We start from the raw sequence: 19,592 nt of genomic DNA, 5'->3' as shown, positions 1-19,592 counted from the left end.
CACATCCCTGTCAACCGGCTTGTTCGCCGCTGCCCATCATCGCGAACCGGCGAGCCGCACGCCCGCACCTCCGGCCGGACAGCTCGGTACCGCCCGCTGATCGTGAATCCTGCTCCGGCACGCAACCGGGCGGCGATACCCGGAGGTCTCCCGCAGGCAATGGCACATCTCGGCAACTACTCATCCCCTCGACCCCTGCCGGCCTTCGCTTCCCCTACGTCGCTGTTCCCTGCGGGCGGCAGGGACCAGGCGCCGGTGAACCCGGGTGCGCGTTTCTCGGCAAAGGCCGCATAGGCCTCGGGGGCGTCGGCGGTGGCGAAATTGACGCCCTGAGCGCGGGATTCACCGGCGAGCGCCTCCCGGAGCGTCGCGTCGGCACCTTCGTTGAGCAGTGCCTTGGTCTGGGCGAGCGCGACCGGCGGTCCAGCCGCCAGCCGGGCGGCGAGATCCTCGGTGAACCCGTCGATCTCGTCGGCGGGGACGATCCAGGTGACCAGCCCGAGTGCTTCGGCGCGGGCGGCGTCGATGGTTTCGGCCAGCAGGGCGAGGCGTTTCGCCTGCTGTAACCCGACCAGTTTCGGCAGCAGCCAGGAACCGCCCAGGTCGAGCGAGAGGCCGCGCCGGGCGAAGATCTGCGCGAAAGTCGCGTCCGGGGTGGCCACTACGAGATCGCAGCCCAGTGCCAGGTTCCAGCCGGCACCGACCGCCACCCCGGTCACCATGGCGACGGTCGGGGTCGGCAGTTCGTGCAGCTGCAGGGCCAGATCGCTGAAGATCCGCATTTTGTCCATCGGGTGCCGGGCATCGGGCACCGAGATATCGGCACCGGAGCAGAAGGCACCGCCGGCGCCGGTGAGCACCAGGGCACGTACCGACCGGTCCATGCCGGTATCGCGCAGGACGTCCGCCAGCTCACGCCACATGGCCCAGGTCATCGCGTTCTTGCGGTGTGGCCGGTTGAGGGTGACGGTCCGGATACCGTCGCGATCTGCGACGAGCAGTTCACCGGCACCGTTGCCCACGGCGTTCACGACCGATTCCGTTCGTCCGCCACGGCACCGTATTCGGGACCGATCACCCGCGCCGCCCGCAGTTCGGCGATGTCCGCCGCTGTCCGGCCCAGCTCCCGCAGGACCGCGTCGGTGTGTTCGCCGAGACCGGGTACCGCACCCATCGGCGGTTCGAAACCGTCCACGACGGCCGGTGGCAGCAGCGCCGGGATCGGTCCACCCGGGCTGTCGATATCGCGCCAGCGATCGCGAGCGGAGAGCTGCGGATGGTCGAGGATATCGGTGGTGGTGTTGTAGCGGGAGTTGCCGATTCCGGCGTCGTCGGCGGCTTTCTGCACCTCGGCGAGGGTGTGCCGGGCGCACCAGGCGCCGATCGCTTCGTCGAGGTCGCGGCGGTTGCGCACCCGGTCGGAGTTCGTGCCGAACCGGGGGTCCTCGGCCAGATCGGCGCGGCCGAGGATATCGCGCGCCAGCCGTTGCCATTCGCGATCGTTGGTGGTGCCCAGCACGACCGTCTGCCCGTCGCCGGTGGCGTGGGCGCCGTAGGGGGCGACCGCGGGTGAACTCATCCCGAGCGGCTGCTGTTCGACACCGGAATGCCGGGTGTAGTTCAAGTGGTAGCCCATCATCTCGGCCATGGTGTCGAACAGGCTGAGGCTGATGGCGCCGCCGGCCGGGCCGGTGTCCCGGTAGCGCCCGCACAGGGTCGCCAGAATCGACAGCGCCGCATACAGTCCCGTGGTCACATCGGCCACGGGTGGCCCCGGTTTCGCGGGTTCACCGGGGCGGCCGGTCACCGCGCATACCCCCGACTCGGCTTGGACGAGCAGATCGTAGGCGCGTTTGTGCGAGAGCGGTCCTCCGGCGCCGAAACCGTCGATTTCCAGGGCGATCAGCCGCGGATACCGTTCGGCGAGGGCGGCGGGTGCCAACCCGAGGCGCGTGGTGGCGCCGGGCGCGAGATTCGATACCAGTACATCGGCGCGGGCCAGCAGTTCGTGCAGGATCTGCAGGCCGCGTTCGGATTTCAGGTCCAGGGTCACCGATTCCTTGCCGCGGTTCACCCAGACGAAATGCGCGGCCTGCCCGGCCACCACATCGTCGTAGTGCCGGGCGAAATCCCCGCCCACCGGGTTCTCCACCTTGATCACCCGGGCCCCGAAATCGGCGAGGGTACGGGTGCACATGGGCGCCGAAACAGCCTGTTCCAGCGCCACCACCAGTACCCCGGCCAGCGGACCGGCGGCCGGCATCACATCACCATGCCGCCGTCGACCGGCAGCACCTGGCCGGTGACGAAGGACGCCGCATCGGAAGCCAGGAACACGAATGCCCCGGCCACTTCGTCGGGTTCGGCCCAGCGGCGCAGCGGGATACGGTTGATCATCTGCTCCGCGAATTTCTCGTCGGTGCGGATGGTTTCGGTCATCGGCGTGGCGGCCAGCGGAGCCAGCGCGTTCACCAGGATGTTCTTGCGGGCCAGTTCGCGGGCCAGCGATTTGGTGACCCCGATGATCCCGGCCTTGGCTGCGGAATAGTTCACCTGCCCCAATGTCCCGGTGAGCCCCGCGGAGGAGGTGACGTTGATGATGCGCCCGGTACCGTCCGTGGCGAGATACGGCAGTGCGGCCTGACTGCAGTTGAAGGTTCCCAGCACGTGCACATCGAAGATCTTGCGCATCGATTCCGGGGTCGTTTTCGGGAACATGGCCGGCGCGGTGATCCCGGCATTGTTCACCACGATATGTATTCTCCCGCCGCCCAGTTCGGCCGTTTGCCCGGCGGCCGCGGCCGCGGATTCCGGGTCCGCGACATTCAGCGCGCAGGCCCGCGCGGTCCCGCCGTCGGCGCTGATCTTCTCCGCGACCGTTCCCGCCGCGGCACCGTCGAGATCGGTGACCAGCACCGCCGCGCCGTGCGCGGCCAGTGCCCGCGCCACGGCCGAACCGATACCGCCGGCGGCACCGGTGACCAGTGCCGCGCGGCCGGTCAGATCGAATAGTCCGTTCTTCGCTGCCATCAGTAACTCCTCGGCATTCCCAACACGTGCGACCCCAGATAGTTGAGGATCATTTCCTGACTGATCGGTGCGATCCGCATCACGCGCGACTCCCGGAAGTACCGGGAGATGTGATACTCCTCCGAATACCCCATCCCGCCGTGCGTCTGCATGGCGCGGTCCGCCGCTTCGAAACCGGCTTCGGCGCACAGATATTTGGCGGTATTGGCCTCCCGGCCACAGGGTTTGCCCTGGTCGTACAACCAGGTCGCTTTCCGCAGCACCAACTCGGCCGCGTCCAGCCGGGCCAGCGAATCGGCCAGCGGGAACTGGATTCCCTGATTCTTGCCGATGGGCCGCCCGAAAACTTCGCGCTCGTTGGCGTAGCGCACCGCGCGATCCAATGCGACCCGCCCGATCCCGAGCGCTTCGGCCGCGATCAGCATCCGCTCGGGATTCAGGCCGTCGAGCAGATATTCGAACCCGCGGCCCTCCTCCCCGACCCGGTCTTCCACCGGGATCCGCAGATCGTCGATGAACAGTTCGTTCGACGAGACCGCATTGCGGCCCATCTTCGGAATCGGCCGGATATCGACGTGGTCGCGGTCGAGATCGGTGAGGAACAGCGTCATCCCGCTGGTCTTCTTCTCGACGTCGTCGTACTTCTGGGTGCGGGTGAGCAGCAGGATCTTCTCGGATTCCAGCGCTTTGGAGATCCAGACTTTGCGGCCGTTGACCACGTAGTGGTCGCCGTCGCGGCGGGCGAAGGTGGTGATCCGGCTGGTGTCCAGCCCGGCGCCCGGTTCGGTGACGCCGAAGCAGACATGCAGCTCACCGCGTGCGACCCGCGGCAGGGTGCGCTGTTTCAGTTCTTCCGAACCGTGCACGATCACCGGCTGCATACCGAAGAGCGACAGGTGGATCGCGGTGGCGGCGTTCATCCCGCCACCGGATCGGGAGACCTGTTCGGCCAGGATCGAGGCCTCGGTGATTCCGAGTCCGTGACCGCCGTACTCCTCGGGAATGCAGATACCCAGCCAGCCGCCGTCGGCGATGGCGCGATAGAACTCGGTGGGGAACTGGTGATCCCGGTCCTTCTCCATCCAGTACTGATCGTCGAATTTCCGGGCCAGTTCGGCCACCGAATCGCGGATCAGCCGCTGATCCTCGGACAGTTCGAAACTCATACCGTCGGACACATCAACTCCTCTCGTTCGCCGCCGTGCGGCCGGGGGACCGTTCGGATTCGAGCAGGTCCCCGCCGTCGTTCAGATCGACTCACCTGGGCAAAGGTTCGTCGCCGCCGACCCGGGGCAGGCCCATGCCGGCGTTCACCGCTGTGGCACTGCGACCTCCCCGAGTTCCTGGTCCGGCCCACCGGGCAGCCGGCCCGCGAGCTGGGCCAGGTCATACGACTGCCGCGCCATCCAGTACCGCAGCACTCCGGTCAGCGAGTACCGCAGGAAGAGCGCCGCCCCCACGATGCTCAGCGCGACACCGGCCAGCGCGATGATGATCGCGTCGCGCTGCACCAGTGCGTCGGAAGTGTTGTTGGACATCAGATAGCCCAGCACGATCACCACCGGGCCGAGGATCAGCAACGCGACACCGACCCGCAGCCACAGACCACCGCGGCCCGCGGCGGGATCGGGGATCTTCAGCTCCGCGAGTTCGGCGACGAAACGGTCCGCACGTGTGGATTCGGTCATGAGGAACTTCCTAGGTAGAGAGTGGCCAATTGGTTGCGGAGCCCGAGATCGGGCGGGCCCTGGTGTTCGATGCGGCCGCGGACGAGTACCGCGGCGGTATCGGCGATATCGAGTACCGCGGCGGCGAATTGTTCGACGATCAGTACCGCCACGCCCTGGCGGGCGATTTCGGCGACCTGTTCGTACAGCCGTTCCACCACCAGTGGCGCGAGCCCCATGGACAGTTCGTCGAGCAGCAGTACGGCCGGGTCGGTGGCCAGGCCGCGGGCCAGTGCCAGCATCTGCTGTTCGCCACCGGAGAGTGTGCCCGCGGTCTGCCCGGCCCGCTGCGCCAGGATCGGGAACCGCGCGAACGCGATATCTTCGATCTCGGCGACCGGGCGGCCCGTGAACGACATCATCAGCAGGTTGTCGCGGACGGTGAGGTTGGGGAAGATGCCCCGGCCCTCGGGGATCAGGCAGACACCGGCGCGGGCGAGGTCGCGGGGGTCGACTCCGTTGACCGTGCGCCCGCCGAGCCGTAGTTCGCCGTCGGCGATCGGCTGTACTCCGGCCGCCACCTTCAGCGTGGTGGTCTTACCGGCGCCGTTGGGTCCCAGCAGCGCGACCACTTCGCCGGCCCGCACACTCAGGTCGACACCGTGCAGGACGGTGATCGCGTCGTAGGCGGCGCGAATTCCGGTCAATTCCAGTAGTGCGGTCACGAGTCCCCCAGATAGGCCGCCAGGACCTGTTCGTCGCGGCGGATCACCTCGGGCGATCCATTGGCGATCACACTGCCGAGGTCGAGGACGTAGACCTGGTCGCAGACGCTCATCACCAACCCCATATCGTGCTCGACCAGCACCACCGCGGTGCCGTCCGCGGCCACCGAGCGCAGCAGTTCGGCGAAGCGATCGGTTTCCGCACTGTCCTGCCCGGCGGCGGGTTCATCGAGCAGCAGCAGCGTGGGCCGCACCGCGAGTGCGCGGCCGACCTCGACCAGCCGGGCCAGCCCGGTGGGCAGTGAATCGGCCAGATCGCCGGCGCGTTCGCCGAGACCCAGCCGGTCGATGATCTCGTCGACGACCTTGTCCGCCTGGCGCCGCCGCGGGCCGAGTTCCGCGGCGACCAGCAGGTTGTCGCGGACCGAGAGCCGGCCGAACAGTTCGAGCCGCTGGAAGGTCCGCGCCATTCCGCGCCGAGCCCGCCGCGCCGGGTCGAGCCGGGTGATATCGCGGCCGGCCAACCGGACCCGCCCGCCCGTGGGCCGCCGCAATCCGCAGATCACGTCGAACAGCGTGCTCTTGCCTGCCCCGTTCGGCCCGATCAATCCGGTGACCTCGCCCGCTTCGGCCTGTAGTCCGGCGCCGTCGAGGGCACGCCGGCCACCGAAGGTGACGGTGATATCGCTAACGTCCAGCAGTGATGGCATGATCGAGCACCTCCTTGTCCTCGGGCCGCCACGGCCGTTTCACGCCCCACCATTCGACGGGCACATCCGGTTCTCCGGCGTCGGCACGCTGTTCGCGGTTGTTCGACCGGATGCGGATCGCGAAGACCGCGAGGAACGAGCCCCAGAAGAACATCCAGCCGTCGATCACCCCGGCCAGCCGCACCAGCCACAGCGTCACCGGTACGGCGACCATCAGCACCAGCGTCATCCGGTTGCGGATCGCCGCCTCGAATCCCTCCCGGATACGGGCGACCGCACCGTGGCTCACCACACCGCCGCCGAAGGCGATACCGGCCAGCGCCGGAAGGACGTGGATGAGGTTCTCGGTCGACGGGAACAGCACCGGGATCGCGAGCATCGGCCCATAGAGTGCGACACCCACGAACAGGCCGTTGCCCAGCGCCCCGAGCCCGGCGAACACCGCTACCAGGAAGATCGGCAGACCGGCCACGAAATTGAACTGTTCGGGGGTCACCGAACCCATCTGCATCCCGAACAGGGCACCACCGAGCCCGGCCAGCCCGGCGCTCAGCGCGAAAACCGCCACCTTGGCGCGCAGCAGGTTACCGCCGAGGGTGGCGTAGGCGGCTTCACTGTCGCGCAATGCGATGAGCCGGCGGCCGAACCGGCCGCGTCGCAGGGCCGCCACACCGAGCGTCGCCACCGCCAGGCAGACAGCAGCGAAAACGGTGATACTCGCGGCGGTATCGAGCCGCAGCCCGAACAGGTTCGGCCCGAACACCTCCACCGAACCCTGGTCGAAGAACGAGATCTCCACACCCGCGATCTCGAAGGACGGGAGGGTGAAGATCCACCGATCGAGCACCACCGCGAAGGCGGCGGTTCCCAGCGCCAGATAGACACCCGACAGGCGTAGTGCCGGAATCGCGATCAACGTACCGGCCAGCGCCGCGATCGCCACGGCCGCGAACAGACCCCATAGTTCACCGTCCGGGGCGAGTTGCCCGTAGGCGATCGCCCCGATACCCGCCATGCTCAGCTGGCACAGCGAAATCTGTCCTGCATACCCGGACAGCGGTACGAACGACAAGGCGATGACACCGAAGGCGAACATCGGCCCGTAGGCGATGAGATCGCTTTCCCCGAGCGTGGTGGCGACGATCAGGCCGAGGATCACGATCACCGCTGCGAAGAACAGCGCACCGCTGCGCGACGGTGTGGGTACCGGGCTGAGTTTGCGGTCGCGGCCGCGCAATCGGCCGTGCGGGAACAGCAGCAGCGCCGCGAACAACAGCAGCGCGGGCGCCGCGAGCCGCAGGCCGGGCAGGTATTCGTTCTGCGGCAGGTACCCGGTCAGGTAGCTCTCCATCAGACCCACCACGATCGCGCCGAGGAAGGTCATGGGCAGGCTGCGCAACCGCCCGAAAATCGCCGCGGTGTAGGCACTGACGATCAGCAGCGAGAGCGTGGACGCGTCCAGCGAGACCGTGGGCGCGATGAGAATGCCGCCCACCGCGGCCAATTCGATCCCCAGGATCCAGGCGACCCGGTTGGCGCGGACCGGGTCGGCGCCGGTGAGCCCGGCCAGGGCCCGGTCGTCGACGGTGGCCCGCATCTCCGCACCCGTCCGGGTGTTGAACAGCAGTACCCGCAGCGCCACCGCGACCGCGATCGCCACCAGCATGGTCAGTGCCTGATGCCAGGTGACGGTGGCGGCACCGAGCCGGATCGGTTCGGTATCGGCGAAGAAGGTGGGTAGCGTACGCGCCTGCATCGGATCCCAGATCCAGCGCGCGGTGGCGATGAGGCCGCTGAGCAGCGCGACCGTCATCACCAGTTTTTCCGCGTCGCCCAAGCCCTGCACGGCCCGCAGCGCCCGTTCGACGAGCAGCCCGGACAGCGGCGCCAGCACCAGCAGCACGATCGCCAGCGCGACCGGTACGGGTACACCCCAGCCGGCGGTGAGCTGCCAGTAGGAGAAGGCCGCCATCATTCCGGCCGCGCCGTGCGCGAAATTGAAGATTCCGGTGGTCGTATGGGTGAGCACCAGACCGCTGCCGATCACGGCGTAGACGGCCGCGGTGCTCAGCCCGACGATCCCGAAGGCGAGGAATTGATCCATGGTCGGTTACTTGACGTCCGCCATGGTCTTGCCCACATCGGCGAGTGTCATCGGCTCGCCGTAGTCACCGGTGTACCGGTAGGGCGGGGTACCGCAGCGGAACAGGCCCTCGTTCGCGCCGAATTCGGGGGCCTTCCAGCCTTCGGGGGTGGCCTGCATGACGTTGAAACAGTTCGGCGCCGGATCCTTCGCGGACAGATCGTTCGGGCTGTGCAGCCCGCCACCGGTCCACTCGGTCTCCTTCTTCGCAGTATCCACCACGCAGGTGCGGGTGAGTTCGGAGCCGCAGGCACTCGCGGCTTTCGCGAACAGCAACCAGGCCGAGAACGCGCGGATCGCGGGCAGGCTGATCACCGCGTCCGGTGCGTACTGCTCGTACAGCTTCTGCAGTTGCTGCATGGCCGGTGATTCGTCGGCCAGCTGCGGCGGGACCACGCCGCCGAGATCCACGATATTGTTCTGGAAGCCGGCCGAGCGGCCCAGTAGTTCGATGTAATCGGGCCGGAAAGCGTTGTTGGTGGGGTCGATCCAGTCCAGCTTGTAATCCATCGAGGTCAGTTTCTCCTCGAGTTTGGCCAGCGGCCCGTCCTCGCCGATGAAGATGAGGCCACGTACCCCGCTGTTCTTGATGGCCTGGGCGTAGGGTGTCCAGTCGGTCACCCCGCCCACCGGATACAGCTGGTTGTAGACCACCTTCGCGCCCATCGCGTTCAGGGATTCGACGGCCTTGTCACCGAGCACCTTGGTCACCGGCGAATCGCCGTTGATGATCCCGATCGCACCGGCGGATTCCGGATAGGCCTCTTTGGTCAGCCACTGGCGCGAGGCGTTGTAGGGGTCGTAGTGGGCGTAGGTGCTCTGCGAGGCGATCACCTGCAGATCCGTGCCGAGGTTGGGCTGCTGGGAGATCTGCGCGGGGAAGTCCGGCAGGGTGCATTCCAGCCGTTCCTTCACCCCGAGCCCGTCCAGTCCGGCGCCACCACCGACGAGCGCGAAATCGGTGCGGCAGGCTTCCACCATCTTCTGGCGGACCGCCATCACTTTCGAGTCGTGGATTTCGGTGGTGATGGTGCGGCCGTTGATCCCGCCGGCCGCGTTGCACCAGGAGGTGAACACTTTCGCGGCGTCGACGAATTCGGGGTTCTTGGAGTAGCCGACATCGGTGAAGACCCCGGCGGTGATCTCGCTGTCGGTGACTCCCTGCGTGGGCGATCCCGAGGCGTCACCGTCGCCGCAGACACCGGTCAGGTCGCCGAAATCGGCGACGACCTTGTCGCCGGAAGAGGAATTCTCGGTTTCGCTACCACTACGTCCTGAGCAGCCGGCGGTGGCGAGTAACGCCACCGCTATCAGGACGGCGGCTGTTCTCTTCGGTCTCACGATGGTCCTTTCTGAGCTGACCCCCATCGGCCAGCCGATCGTGACCGGGCGAGCGGCCCGCCCGTACACCGAGTTCGAGTCGGACACCCTGGCCGATCGACCGCCGTACCCAGCTCTCGGTGAATGAAAACTAGCTTCTCACTTATCGAGAATCAATATCCTCTTTTTCGGGTACACATCCCGATGGGCAACCCTGTCGTCCACGACAAGGTCGGTCAGGGAGGTCGCGACAGCAGGCTTACCACCTGTCGATACACCTTCACGTTGACTATCCGGGCAGCTCGTGGAAACCTGTTATCCGAAAGCGAGAATACCATTCTCATCGAGAGGAGGCGCGATGCGAGTACCGCCGCTACCCGCGGACCGATGGGACGAGGACGTCGACGACGCGCTACGCGTCATGCTGCCGCGTAGGTTGCGCAACCCGGAGTCGGCGAGCAACGCCCTGTCGACACTCGTCCGGCATCCCGCGCTGACCAAGGCCTTCCTCACCTTGAACGTCCACCTGCTGTTCCGTTCCCCGCTACCGGCCCGCCTGCGCGAAATCGCCATCCTGCGGGTGGCGCACCTGCGGGACTGTGTCTACGAGTGGAACCACCATCGCGAAGCCGCGCTCGCGGAGGGAATCACCGCCGACGAGATCGCCGGGGTCGCCCGGGGCGAGGCCGCCGACGCCCTCGACCGGCTGATCCTGCGCACCGTCGACGAACTCGACGAGAAATCGAACCTGTCCGACGCCACCTGGGACGGACTGTGTGCGCATCTCGACGAGCACCAGCGGATGGATCTGATCTTCACCATCGGCACCTACAACACGCTTGCCGCGGCCTTCAACACCTTCGGCATCCGTTCCGAGTACGAGAGGTAATCCCTTGGCACACTTCAACAAACCGGCGGCTGGTAGCTGGACCGAACACTACCCGGATCTGGGCACCGAGCCGGTCGACTACTCCGATTCCATCGATCCGCAGTTCTATGAGGACGAGCGCGAAGCGATCTTCAAGAAGACCTGGCTCAATGTCGGCCGTGTGGAACGGCTGCCGCGCAAGGGTAGTTACTTCACCAAGGAACTCTCCGCCGCCGGCACCTCGCTGATCATCGTGCGCGGTAACGACAACGAGATCCACGCCTACCACAACGTCTGCCGCCACCGCGGTAACAAACTCGTCTGGGACGATTACCCCAACGAGGAGACCTCGGGCTTCTGCAAACAGTTCACCTGCAAATACCACGCCTGGCGCTACAGCCTCGAGGGTGAGCTGACCTTCGTCCAGCAGGAGAAGGAATTCTTCGGCCTCGACCGCGCCGATTACGGGCTGAAAGATGTGCGGTGCGAGGTGTGGGAGGGGTTCATCTTCATCAACCTCGACCACGACGCCGAACCGCTGACCACCTTCCTCGGTCCGATGATCAAGGGGCTGGAGGGTTATCCGTTCCACGAGATGACCGAGGTGTTCAGCTACAAGGCCGAGGTCGGCAGTAACTGGAAACTGTTCATCGACGCCTTCGCCGAGTTCTACCACGCGCCGATCCTGCATATGAAGCAGGCGGTGAAGGACGAGGCCGACAAACTCGCCGGCTACGGCTACGAGGCCCTGCACTACGACCTGCAGCCGCCGCATTCGATGATCTCGTCGTGGGGCGGGATGGCCCCGCCCAAGGACCTGAACATGGTCAAACCGATCGAGCGCATCCTGCGCAGCGGACTGTTCGGCCCGTGGGACCGCCCAGATATCGAGGGCCTGGACCCGCTGCCCGTGGGGATCAACCCCGCCGGCCACCGGGCCTGGGGTGTGGACGAATTCGAGATCTGGCCGAACTTCTCGCTGCTGTTCTGGGCGCCGGGCTGGTATCTCACCTACCACTACTGGCCGACCGCGGTGGACCGGCACATCTTCGAGGCCAACCTGTACTTCGTGCCCGCGAAGACGGCTCGGGAGCGGCTGGCCCAGGAGCTGGCCGGCGTGACCTTCAAGGAGTACGCGCTGCAGGACGCGAACACCCTCGAGGCGACCCAGACGATGATCGCGACCCGCACCGTCACCGATTTCCCGCTCAACGATCAGGAGATCCTGCTCCGCCACCTGCACAAGACCGCGCAGAAGAAAGTCGAGGAATACCGCAATGGCAACTGAGGACACACAAGCGCTGCCCGCTGAATTCGCCGATCTGGCACGCTTCGCGGACTGGATCCTGCCCACCGAACCCGAGCGGTACGCCAAACGGCTGGCCTCCACGATGCCGGAGATGCAGGACTTCTACGACGCCGGGATGGCGCGGCTCGAGGATGCCATCGCCTACTGCGACCGGTTCGACCTCGACGATCTGCCCGACGAGGCCCGCAACCTGTTCCATCTGATGCAGTCGCTGGTGATGGCGTCGTTCCCGGTGGAGGTCTGGAAGCAGCCGCGGGTACCCGACAGCGGCGCGGCCTACCTGGACATCGTGCGCGAGCCGGTGGTGTAGCCATGGTGACACTGCGGGCCGCCGGGCTACTCGATGTGGACTCCGGCGAAATCGTGCGGCCCGGCATTCTGCACATCGACGGGGACCGGATCGTCGGTGTCGGAGGTGTCGGTGCCGGGGCGGGGGTGGGAGAAAGCGCGGGTGAGGTCATCGAGCTCGGTGATCTCGTCCTGCTGCCGGGGTTGATGGATATGGAGGTCAACCTCCTGATGGGCGGCCGGGGCGAAACCGGGCTGAGCTCCTCGGTCCAGGACGACCCGCCGCTGCGGATGCTGCGCGCCGTCGGCAATGCGCGACGCACCCTGCGGGCCGGGTTCACCACCGTGCGCAACCTCGGCCTGTTCGTCAAAACCGGCGGCTACCTGCTGGACGTGGCGCTCGGTAAGGCCATCGACGCCGGCTGGATCGATGGTCCGCGGATCGTGCCGGCCGGCCATGCCATCACCCCCACCGGCGGGCATCTCGACCCCACCATGTTCTCGGCCTTCGCCCCCGATGTACTGAAACTGACCCTCGAAGAAGGCATCGCCAACGGCGTCGACGAGGTACGTAAAGCGGTGCGTTACCAGATCAAACACGGCGCCCAGCTGATCAAGGTCTGCGTATCCGGTGGCGTCATGTCGCTGACGGGAGCCCCCGGCGCGCAGCATTATTCGACCGAGGAACTGCGGGCGATCGTCGACGAGGCGCACCGGCGCGGGCTGCGGGTGGCCGCGCACACCCACGGGGCCGAAGCCGTGAAAGAGGCCGTCGGGGCCGGAATCGACTGTATCGAACACGGTTTCCTGATCGACGACGAAGCCATCGACCTCATGGTCCGGGAGGGCACCTATATGGTGCCGACCACGCGTCTGGCCGATGCCATGGACGTCTCCAAGGCGGCACCGGAACTGCAGGCCAAGGCGGCCGAGATGTTCCCGCGCGCCCGGACCTCGGTGAAAGCCGCCTTCGACGCGGGCGTGAAGATCGCCGTCGGCACCGACGCGCCGGCGATCCCACACGGCCGCAACGCCGACGAGCTGGTGGCCCTGGTCGAGCGAGGCCTCGATCCGCTGTCGGTGTTGCGGGCGGCGACGGTCGTCGCGGCCGAGCTCATCCAGGTCTCCGACCGCGGCCGGCTCGCCGAGGGGCTGCTCGCCGATGTGATCGGGGTACCCGGTGATCCGCTGGCCGATATCACCGTCACCCAGCAGGTGAAGTTCGTGATGAAAGGCGGGAAGGTCTATGGCGGCAAACGATGACCTGATCGAAATCCAGCAGCTGCTCGCCCGTTACGCGGTCACCATCACCAAAGGTGATATCGACGGCCTGATCGGTGTATTCACCCCCGACGGCAGCTACAGCGCGTTCGGCGACACCTACACCCTCGACGTGTTCCCCGAACTCGTCGACGCCGCACCGAAGGGCCTGTTCCTCACCGGGACACCGCTGATCGAACTGGACGGCGATACCGGTACCGGCACGCAGCCGCTGTGTTTCGTGGAGCAGTCGACCCACGATATGCGGATCGGGTACTACACCGATACCTACCGGCGCACCGACAAGGGCTGGCGACTGGCCACCCGCGCGATGACCTTCATCCGGCGCAGCGGTATCCACGATTCCGGTATCCCACACGCCTTCGAGCGGCCCTCGGCATGAGTGAGTCAGGGCCGGAGGCGGTAGCGAAGCGTCACCACGCAGGCCCCTCGCTCATGCCCGATGGACACAGCATGAGCGAGTCAGGCTCGGAGGCGGTAGCGAAGCGTCACCACGCAGAGCCCTCGCTCATGCCCGATGGACACAGCATGAGCGAGTCAGGGCCGGAGGCGGTAGCCGAGGTCGGGGAGTTCCGGTCGCGGGTGCGGGCGTGGCTGGACGACAACGACCTCTCCCCCGGACCCGAACCCGGTTTCGACGCGCAGGTCGCGCAGCTGGGCCGGGTCCGGCGGGCGTTGTACGAGGCCGGTTGGATGCGTTACGGATGGCCGGAGTCCGTCGGCGGGCTCGGCGGGCCGGCGCTGCTGCGGGCGGTGCTCGGCGAAGAGGTCGCGAGCCGTGACCTGGCCGAGCCGGGGATCTATTCCATGGTGGAGGTGCTGGCCCCCACCATGATCTCCTATGCCCGCCCGGAGTTGGCCGCCGAGATGGTGCCGCGGCTGCTGGACGGCACTGAACAGTGGTGCCAGGGTTTCTCCGAGCCGGGTTCCGGTTCGGACCTGGCCTCGTTGCGGACCCGCGCCGAACCACGCGGCGACCGGTGGGTGATCAACGGGCAGAAGGTGTGGACCAGCCTCGCGCAGTTCGCGTCCCGCTGTGTCCTGCTGACCCGCACCGGTCCGGGGCACGACGGGATCACCGCGTTCTTCGTCGATATGGATACCCCGGGGATCACCGTCCGGCCGTTGCGCACCATGCACGGGTTCGACGAATTCGCCGAGGTCTTCTTCGACGATGTGGTGGTCGACGAGGCACGTATGCTGGGCCGTCCCGGTGACGGCTGGCGGGTCGCGATGGATCTGCTGCCCTACGAGCGGTCCACCTGCTTCTGGCATCGGATCGCGCATCTGTTCACCCGGCTCGACCGCCTCCTCGACCAGACCGCGCACGCCGACGACGCGGATCTCGGTGCCGCCTATCTGGCCTTGCACACCGTGCGGTGCCGGTCGCGCGCCACCCAGCAGCGCCTGGCCGGCGGCGCCGTTCTCGGCCCGGACACCTCGATCGACAAGGTGCTGCTGGCCACCGCCGAACAGCAACTCTTCGATACCGCCCGCGATCTGCTGCCCGGCGAGATCGAGCTCGCCGATTCCGAATGGCGCCCGGAATTCCTGTATTCCCGCGCGGCGACCATCTACGGCGGTACCGCCGAGATCCAGCGCAATATCATTGCCCGCCGCCTGCTCGACCTGGGAAAGGAGTGAGCGGTGGACACCGACGAACAAACTCTGCTCACCGATACGCTGCGTAAGACGATGGCAGCGGCCGGCGGTGCGGAGCTCTATCCAGCGCTGCGTGAGCTCGGCTGGTACGAGCTGCTCACCGACAGCGCCGAGATCGCCGTGCCGCTCGCCTTCCGGTTGCTCGGTGAGACCGGCACCCACGCGCCGTTGATCAACGATGTGCTGGCGTACGCGGCAGGCCGCCCGTTCGGCGAACCGATACCGCTGCCGTTCACCGGCGGCCGCTGGGTTCTCTGGACGGAACAGAGCGGTTCGGGCCCGGCCGCCGGCGTCACGCCGGAGCCACGGTACCGCGCCGAGCCGACGGTTCTGCTCGATCCCGAACTACCACTGTCCGTCCTCGGCGCGGCCGCCGAATCGCCCGCCGCCGAGCCCGTTCCACTCGCCCAGGCGCGCCGTGCATTGAGCTGGTGGCTGACCGGTTCCGCGCGGGCCGTGCTCGCACTGGCACGCCGTCACGCGCTCGAACGGGTGCAGTTCGGCAAACCCGTCGCGGGCTTCCAGGCGGTCCGGCACCGGCTGGCCGAAACCCTGGTCGCCATCGAGGGAGCCGAGGCTGCCCTCGCGGTCGGACCATCCGATGCGCACCATCCGGCCCACCCCGCCGGCGCTGTGCCGCAGCACTACGATTGCCTCGCCGCCGCGCTCGCCAAGGCCGCCGCCGGCCGCGCGGCGCTCGTGGCCGCGCGCCACTGCCAGCAGGTGCTGGGCGGGACAGGTTTCACGGCCGAGCACGAATTCCACCGCCACTATCGGCGGATCCTCGTGCTGGACGGATTACTCGGTAGCTCACGCGACCTCACCCGCGAGGCCGGTGCAATACTGCGCGAGCGGGGGTACGCCCCGCGGCTGGCACATCTGTAAAGAACGCCGTATCGAACTTTTTCACTCATCGCACACCGGGCGCAGGGATCACCGGCGGGCTTCCGTTACGCGCATGCCTGGGACATCCCTCCGGAAATCGTGACCAGGCCGCACATGGTGGTGGCGGAGATCTTCCAGCCGTTCGTCTCCCGCACCGCGTGACCGATCTGGTTGCTCACCACCGGGTTACCGGAAATGTTCAAGGTGAAACGTAATTCGGCGTGCGCCGGGTCGAGTACCACCACATCGGCGATCTCCACCGTGGTGAGCGCGGTCCGGATATGGTTTGCCATTCCGGCGATTTCGGTTTCGAAATCCGTCCCGCGTTCCACCAGCGCCATCCGGTCCGCGGTGGCGGTCGCGGGCGCGAAAAACGCTTGGTAGACACCGGTTATCGCCGCGGCGGCGGCGGCCGGTGAATCCGAGGTGGCAACACCGGCCTGGGGGCTCGCCGCCCCGGGGCCGGCGGCGACTTCGGTGGCGGGCGCCGCCGTCGTCGGTAGGACATAGCAGTTGTCGGGCCCGAAGAAGTTGCCGCAACCCGTGATCGCGCTCAGCGAGAGCGCGATTCCACAGGTAGCGGCAGTTCGCGCTACCCGGTGTCTTCGTGACATCGGTTCGTCTTTCTGGAGAGTGATGATCGGCGCCCGCGGAAACCGCGTTCTACGGACGCCGCGGGGAGTTTAGCCCGACACCACCTTGGGTATAACCGGTTTCGTCGATTTTGACGGATACCTATCCGGTTAAATTGCTACGCCGCGGTCAGCGGTGTTCCATACCCCGAAACCCGTTCCGCACCAGGCCGTTCCGGACGGAAAGTTTGCGCGCCGGGCTTGCCGCATGCGGTGGCAGTAACCGGAGAAGACGTCGTATCGATACTGCGCAACCGATACGACGCCTTCGCCTTCCGGGTCACCGTGAAAGTGCGACCGCGCGAAAAGATCAGCCGCAGGCGGGGACCACTTCACCCGTACCCTGGACCGCGAGCAGCGCGCAGAAGGTCATCGCGGCCACCTTCCAGGTGTCCCCCTCTTTGATCGCCTGCCCGGACTGATCCGGCAGCACCGGATTTCCGCCCAGCAGCAGGGTGTAGGTCACGTCGGCGGTCTTATCGTCCACAACCTCCACGGCCGATACGGTCACGCTCGTCCCCTGGGCGCGCGGGTCGGCGGCCATTCCCTCGAGGAAGGGCTTGAATTCTTCCCCTTTCTCGACCAGTCCCGCCCGGGTCGCCGGAGCGGCTTTACCGTCGAAGAAGGTGACGAAAGCGTCGGTGACCGCTTTCTCGGTCTCCGGCGCGGCCGCGGCGGGCGCGGCGGAACTGGTGACGGCCGGCGTGGAGGTGGACGCGGCCGCGTCATCTCCGGAATCGCCACAGCCCATCACGGCCGTGGCGGTCAGCGCCACCAGGCCGAAAAGAGTGGTGGCACGCCGGATTCTGCTGGAACGCATGGCGGAAACCTTTCCGATGGACGTTCGGGAATTCTTGTCCATCCGGGGAAATTCGAAAACGGGTTCCGGGCGGTCGTCATTCGGTTACGCTGCCCGTGTCGAAAGAATCCCTGACCGCCGGTTCCGCTCGGCGTCACTTCTTCGATACGGGGTGCCGGCACCGCGGCGAACGGTGCCCGCACCCCGTTTCGCTACTTCATATTCGTCTTCATCTGATCCAGATCCACCAGAATCGGGTAACCGCTCACACTGAGCGCGTTTCCGTGCCCGGTGGAATGGATATCGAATACCGATTGGATCGCGGCGTAGAAGCCCTGCACATCCATGGTCTGGTTCACCGCACGCTTGGCCTGGCGCAACCCGAACGGTGGCATCTTCGCGATCTGGCCGGCCAGTTCCGTGGTCTTGGCCGGCAGCTCCTCGAGCGGCACCACCATATTGACCATCCCGGCCTGCTCGGCCTCCTGGGCCGTGACCGGGCGGCCGGTGAACAGGATCTCCTTGGCCTTGCGGTGTCCGAGTTCCCAGGTATGACCGTGGTATTCGACGCCGCCGATCCCCATCATCGCCACCGGATCCGAGAACAGCGCATTGTCCGCGGCGACGATCAGATCACACGGCCAGCACAGCATGAGCCCGCCCGCGATACAGCGCCCCTGGACGGCCGCGATCGAGGGTTTGGGCACATTACGCCACCGCAGTGTGTATTCCAGATACCGGCGGCTCTCGGTCCGATAGATCCAGTCGAGGGTGATCTTTTCCGGTTTGGGCCAGCTGTCGTCCTTGAGGTCGTGCCCCGCCGAGAAATGTTTTCCGGCCGCATTCAAAACGATCACCACGGCATCGTCGTCATCGGCGGCACGAGTCCACGCGGCATCCAGTTCGTCCAGCAGCGCGGAATTCTGGGCATTCGCCGCTTCGGGCCGGTTCAGTGTGATCGTCGCGACCTTATCGGCGACGGAATAGTCGATATAAGACAAAACAGTGCTCCTCGGTTCCGGGGTACACCGGGTGCACACCCGGTGCTCGTATTCCGTTTGCTGCGCCGCCCCGCTGCCTGCTGGGCACCCCGGCCGCGCCGGCGACCGGCATCCGGGCGCGCGCTCTCATCGTGTCGCCGGTCAGCGATGGGCGGCGAGATATTCGTGTGCCACCACCGCCCGGTGTGTGGCCGCGCCACCGAACAGCAGTTCACCGGCCTTGGCCCGTTTGATCGCGAACTGCAGATCGTTCTCCCAGGTGAATCCCATGGCACCGAACAGCTGCACACCGTGCCGGAACACCACCGACTGACATTCCCCCGCTGCGGCCTTGGCCATCGCCGCCGCCATGGTGCGGCGCGGATCGTTTTCCGCCAGGCACAGGGCCGCGAAGTAGCCGAGGGCGCGCGCTCGTTCGATGGCCAGATGCATATCGGCGGCCTTGTGCTGGACCGCCTGGAACGCCCCGATAGCGGTATCGAACTGCCGGCGGGTACGCACATGGTCCAGCACCAGGTTGAGGATGCGCTGGCAGGCGCCCACCGTCGTCAGCGCGAGGCCGGTCAGCGCCAGTTGCCGGGCGCGTTCGGGATCGGCGCCGGTGCGATCGGCATCGGTGACCCGCACCCCGTCGAAGGTGACCTCCGCGATATGCAGTACCGGATCGAAAACCTCGACCCGCCGGGTGGTGACGGTATGCGCGGGTACGACGAACACCCCGGCCGTGGTGACCACCGCGAGCCGGTCGCAGCGGTCGCCGTCGAGCACCTGGCCGGCCGTACCGTGCAGCAGCCAGCCGGCACCGTCGCGGACCGCGGTGACTCCGTCGAAGATCGCGGCACCGGTTCCTTCCGGGGTGCCGAAAGCGCCTGCCAGCGGCGCAAACTGGGTCATCGTGGCGAGGTAGGGTGTCGGATCGGTGGCCCGCCCGAGTCCTTCGAGCACGATCCCGAGCTCCACGGTCGCCGCCGGCTCCACGAGTTCGGTCCAGCCGAGTTCGGCATAGGTTTTCCACAACCGGCCTGGATCGGCCCCCGCGTCCACGATCTCCCGGATCACCGAGGCGGGGCATTCCTTGGCGGTGACCTCGCGGACCGTATCCCGCAGCAGCCGTTGGTCGGCATCGAACTCGAAGAGCATCCGGACTGCCTCCTGTTGGGCGGGGTTGCGTTACGTTCAGGAGAATAGCATTCTCTTGAGATGAAATTAATAGTCTCCTCAATGGCGCGAACACCGGACGTGCCTGCCCGGACATGGGACGTTCTCCGGTAC

Annotated in this window: 20 protein-coding genes; 7 read left to right on the top strand and 13 right to left on the bottom strand. The window is 66.8% G+C overall.

The features are described from left to right. Positions 1-176: 176 nt before the first annotated feature. From ACFWPH_RS19345 to ACFWPH_RS19305, 9 genes are all read right to left on the bottom strand, one after another. Complete coding sequence (locus tag ACFWPH_RS19345; RefSeq protein ID WP_378753518.1) at positions 177-1,022, bottom strand: enoyl-CoA hydratase/isomerase family protein; 846 nt, start codon at positions 1,020-1,022, stop codon at positions 177-179. A gap of 5 nt (positions 1,023-1,027) precedes the next feature. Then, positions 1,028-2,263 carry a CaiB/BaiF CoA transferase family protein gene (locus ACFWPH_RS19340; protein WP_378752830.1) on the bottom strand — a complete coding sequence of 412 codons (1,236 nt, stop codon included), beginning with the start codon at positions 2,261-2,263 and terminating at the stop codon, positions 1,028-1,030. Continuing rightward, entirely contained in the window at positions 2,263-3,030 is a 768-nt protein-coding gene (locus ACFWPH_RS19335; RefSeq protein WP_378752828.1) for an SDR family NAD(P)-dependent oxidoreductase, read from the bottom strand. The genes ACFWPH_RS19340 and ACFWPH_RS19335 overlap by 1 nt, the downstream gene beginning before the upstream one ends. Then, positions 3,030-4,196 (bottom strand): acyl-CoA dehydrogenase family protein, encoded by a 1,167-nt coding sequence (locus ACFWPH_RS19330; protein WP_378753516.1) that lies wholly within the window; start codon positions 4,194-4,196, stop codon positions 3,030-3,032. The genes ACFWPH_RS19335 and ACFWPH_RS19330 overlap by 1 nt, the downstream gene beginning before the upstream one ends. Positions 4,197-4,340: 144 nt before the next feature. Next, the gene (locus ACFWPH_RS19325) at positions 4,341-4,718 is read right to left on the bottom strand and encodes a hypothetical protein (protein ID WP_378752826.1); all 378 of its coding nucleotides are present in this window, start codon (positions 4,716-4,718) and stop codon (positions 4,341-4,343) included. Further along, the gene (locus ACFWPH_RS19320; protein WP_378752824.1) at positions 4,715-5,422 is read right to left on the bottom strand and encodes an ABC transporter ATP-binding protein; all 708 of its coding nucleotides are present in this window, start codon (positions 5,420-5,422) and stop codon (positions 4,715-4,717) included. The genes ACFWPH_RS19325 and ACFWPH_RS19320 overlap by 4 nt, the downstream gene beginning before the upstream one ends. Continuing rightward, positions 5,419-6,132, bottom strand: a complete 714-nt coding sequence (locus ACFWPH_RS19315) for an ABC transporter ATP-binding protein (RefSeq protein ID WP_378752822.1) — start codon at positions 6,130-6,132, stop codon at positions 5,419-5,421. Before ACFWPH_RS19315 ends, ACFWPH_RS19320 begins: the two co-directional genes overlap by 4 nt. Continuing rightward, the gene (locus ACFWPH_RS19310; protein WP_378752820.1) at positions 6,110-8,236 is read right to left on the bottom strand and encodes an ABC transporter permease; all 2,127 of its coding nucleotides are present in this window, start codon (positions 8,234-8,236) and stop codon (positions 6,110-6,112) included. The genes ACFWPH_RS19315 and ACFWPH_RS19310 overlap by 23 nt, the downstream gene beginning before the upstream one ends. 6 nt (positions 8,237-8,242) lie before the next feature. Then, positions 8,243-9,616, bottom strand: coding sequence for an ABC transporter substrate-binding protein (locus ACFWPH_RS19305; protein ID WP_378752818.1), 1,374 nt, complete (start codon positions 9,614-9,616; stop codon positions 8,243-8,245). A gap of 337 nt (positions 9,617-9,953) precedes the next feature. On the opposite strand from ACFWPH_RS19305, the gene ACFWPH_RS19300 reads away from it, so the two are divergent. The 7 genes from ACFWPH_RS19300 to ACFWPH_RS19270 all read left to right on the top strand — a co-directional run bounded on the left by ACFWPH_RS19300 (position 9,954) and on the right by ACFWPH_RS19270 (position 15,888). Beyond that, a complete protein-coding gene (locus ACFWPH_RS19300) occupies positions 9,954-10,484 on the top strand; it encodes a carboxymuconolactone decarboxylase family protein (RefSeq protein WP_280416949.1) in 531 nt (176 codons plus the stop codon). A gap of 4 nt (positions 10,485-10,488) precedes the next feature. Next, positions 10,489-11,751, top strand: coding sequence for an aromatic ring-hydroxylating dioxygenase subunit alpha (locus tag ACFWPH_RS19295; RefSeq protein WP_378752815.1), 1,263 nt, complete (start codon positions 10,489-10,491; stop codon positions 11,749-11,751). After that, on the top strand, positions 11,741-12,082 hold the full coding sequence (locus ACFWPH_RS19290; protein WP_033245729.1) for a hypothetical protein: 342 nt from the start codon (positions 11,741-11,743) through the stop codon (positions 12,080-12,082). Before ACFWPH_RS19295 ends, ACFWPH_RS19290 begins: the two co-directional genes overlap by 11 nt. A gap of 2 nt (positions 12,083-12,084) precedes the next feature. Continuing rightward, entirely contained in the window at positions 12,085-13,323 is a 1,239-nt protein-coding gene (locus tag ACFWPH_RS19285; RefSeq protein WP_378752813.1) for an amidohydrolase family protein, read from the top strand. Continuing rightward, positions 13,307-13,723, top strand: a complete 417-nt coding sequence (locus ACFWPH_RS19280) for a nuclear transport factor 2 family protein (protein ID WP_033245731.1) — start codon at positions 13,307-13,309, stop codon at positions 13,721-13,723. The genes ACFWPH_RS19285 and ACFWPH_RS19280 overlap by 17 nt, the downstream gene beginning before the upstream one ends. Positions 13,724-13,869: 146 nt before the next feature. Then, the gene (locus ACFWPH_RS19275; RefSeq protein WP_378752811.1) at positions 13,870-14,985 is read left to right on the top strand and encodes an acyl-CoA dehydrogenase family protein; all 1,116 of its coding nucleotides are present in this window, start codon (positions 13,870-13,872) and stop codon (positions 14,983-14,985) included. A 3-nt stretch (positions 14,986-14,988) separates the two neighbouring features. Continuing rightward, positions 14,989-15,888, top strand: coding sequence for an acyl-CoA dehydrogenase family protein (locus ACFWPH_RS19270; protein ID WP_378752809.1), 900 nt, complete (start codon positions 14,989-14,991; stop codon positions 15,886-15,888). 65 nt (positions 15,889-15,953) lie between these two features. Here ACFWPH_RS19270 and ACFWPH_RS19265 read toward each other — a convergent pair whose 3' ends face one another. The 4 genes from ACFWPH_RS19265 to ACFWPH_RS19250 all read right to left on the bottom strand — a co-directional run bounded on the left by ACFWPH_RS19265 (position 15,954) and on the right by ACFWPH_RS19250 (position 19,460). Then, entirely contained in the window at positions 15,954-16,502 is a 549-nt protein-coding gene (locus tag ACFWPH_RS19265; protein ID WP_378752807.1) for a hypothetical protein, read from the bottom strand. 328 nt (positions 16,503-16,830) lie between these two features. Further along, entirely contained in the window at positions 16,831-17,340 is a 510-nt protein-coding gene (locus ACFWPH_RS19260; protein WP_378752805.1) for a hypothetical protein, read from the bottom strand. 191 nt (positions 17,341-17,531) lie between these two features. Next, entirely contained in the window at positions 17,532-18,320 is a 789-nt protein-coding gene (locus ACFWPH_RS19255; protein WP_378752804.1) for an enoyl-CoA hydratase, read from the bottom strand. Positions 18,321-18,461: 141 nt separating this feature from the next. Beyond that, positions 18,462-19,460, bottom strand: a complete 999-nt coding sequence (locus ACFWPH_RS19250) for an acyl-CoA dehydrogenase family protein (protein ID WP_378752802.1) — start codon at positions 19,458-19,460, stop codon at positions 18,462-18,464. Positions 19,461-19,592 lie beyond the last annotated feature (132 nt).

The sequence above is a fragment of the Nocardia sp. NPDC058499 genome (assembly GCF_042719915.1).
Lineage (GTDB): Bacteria > Actinomycetota > Actinomycetes > Mycobacteriales > Mycobacteriaceae > Nocardia.
The sequence above is the reverse complement of the archived record's forward strand: the minus strand, read 5'-3'. Positions and strand labels throughout refer to the sequence as shown.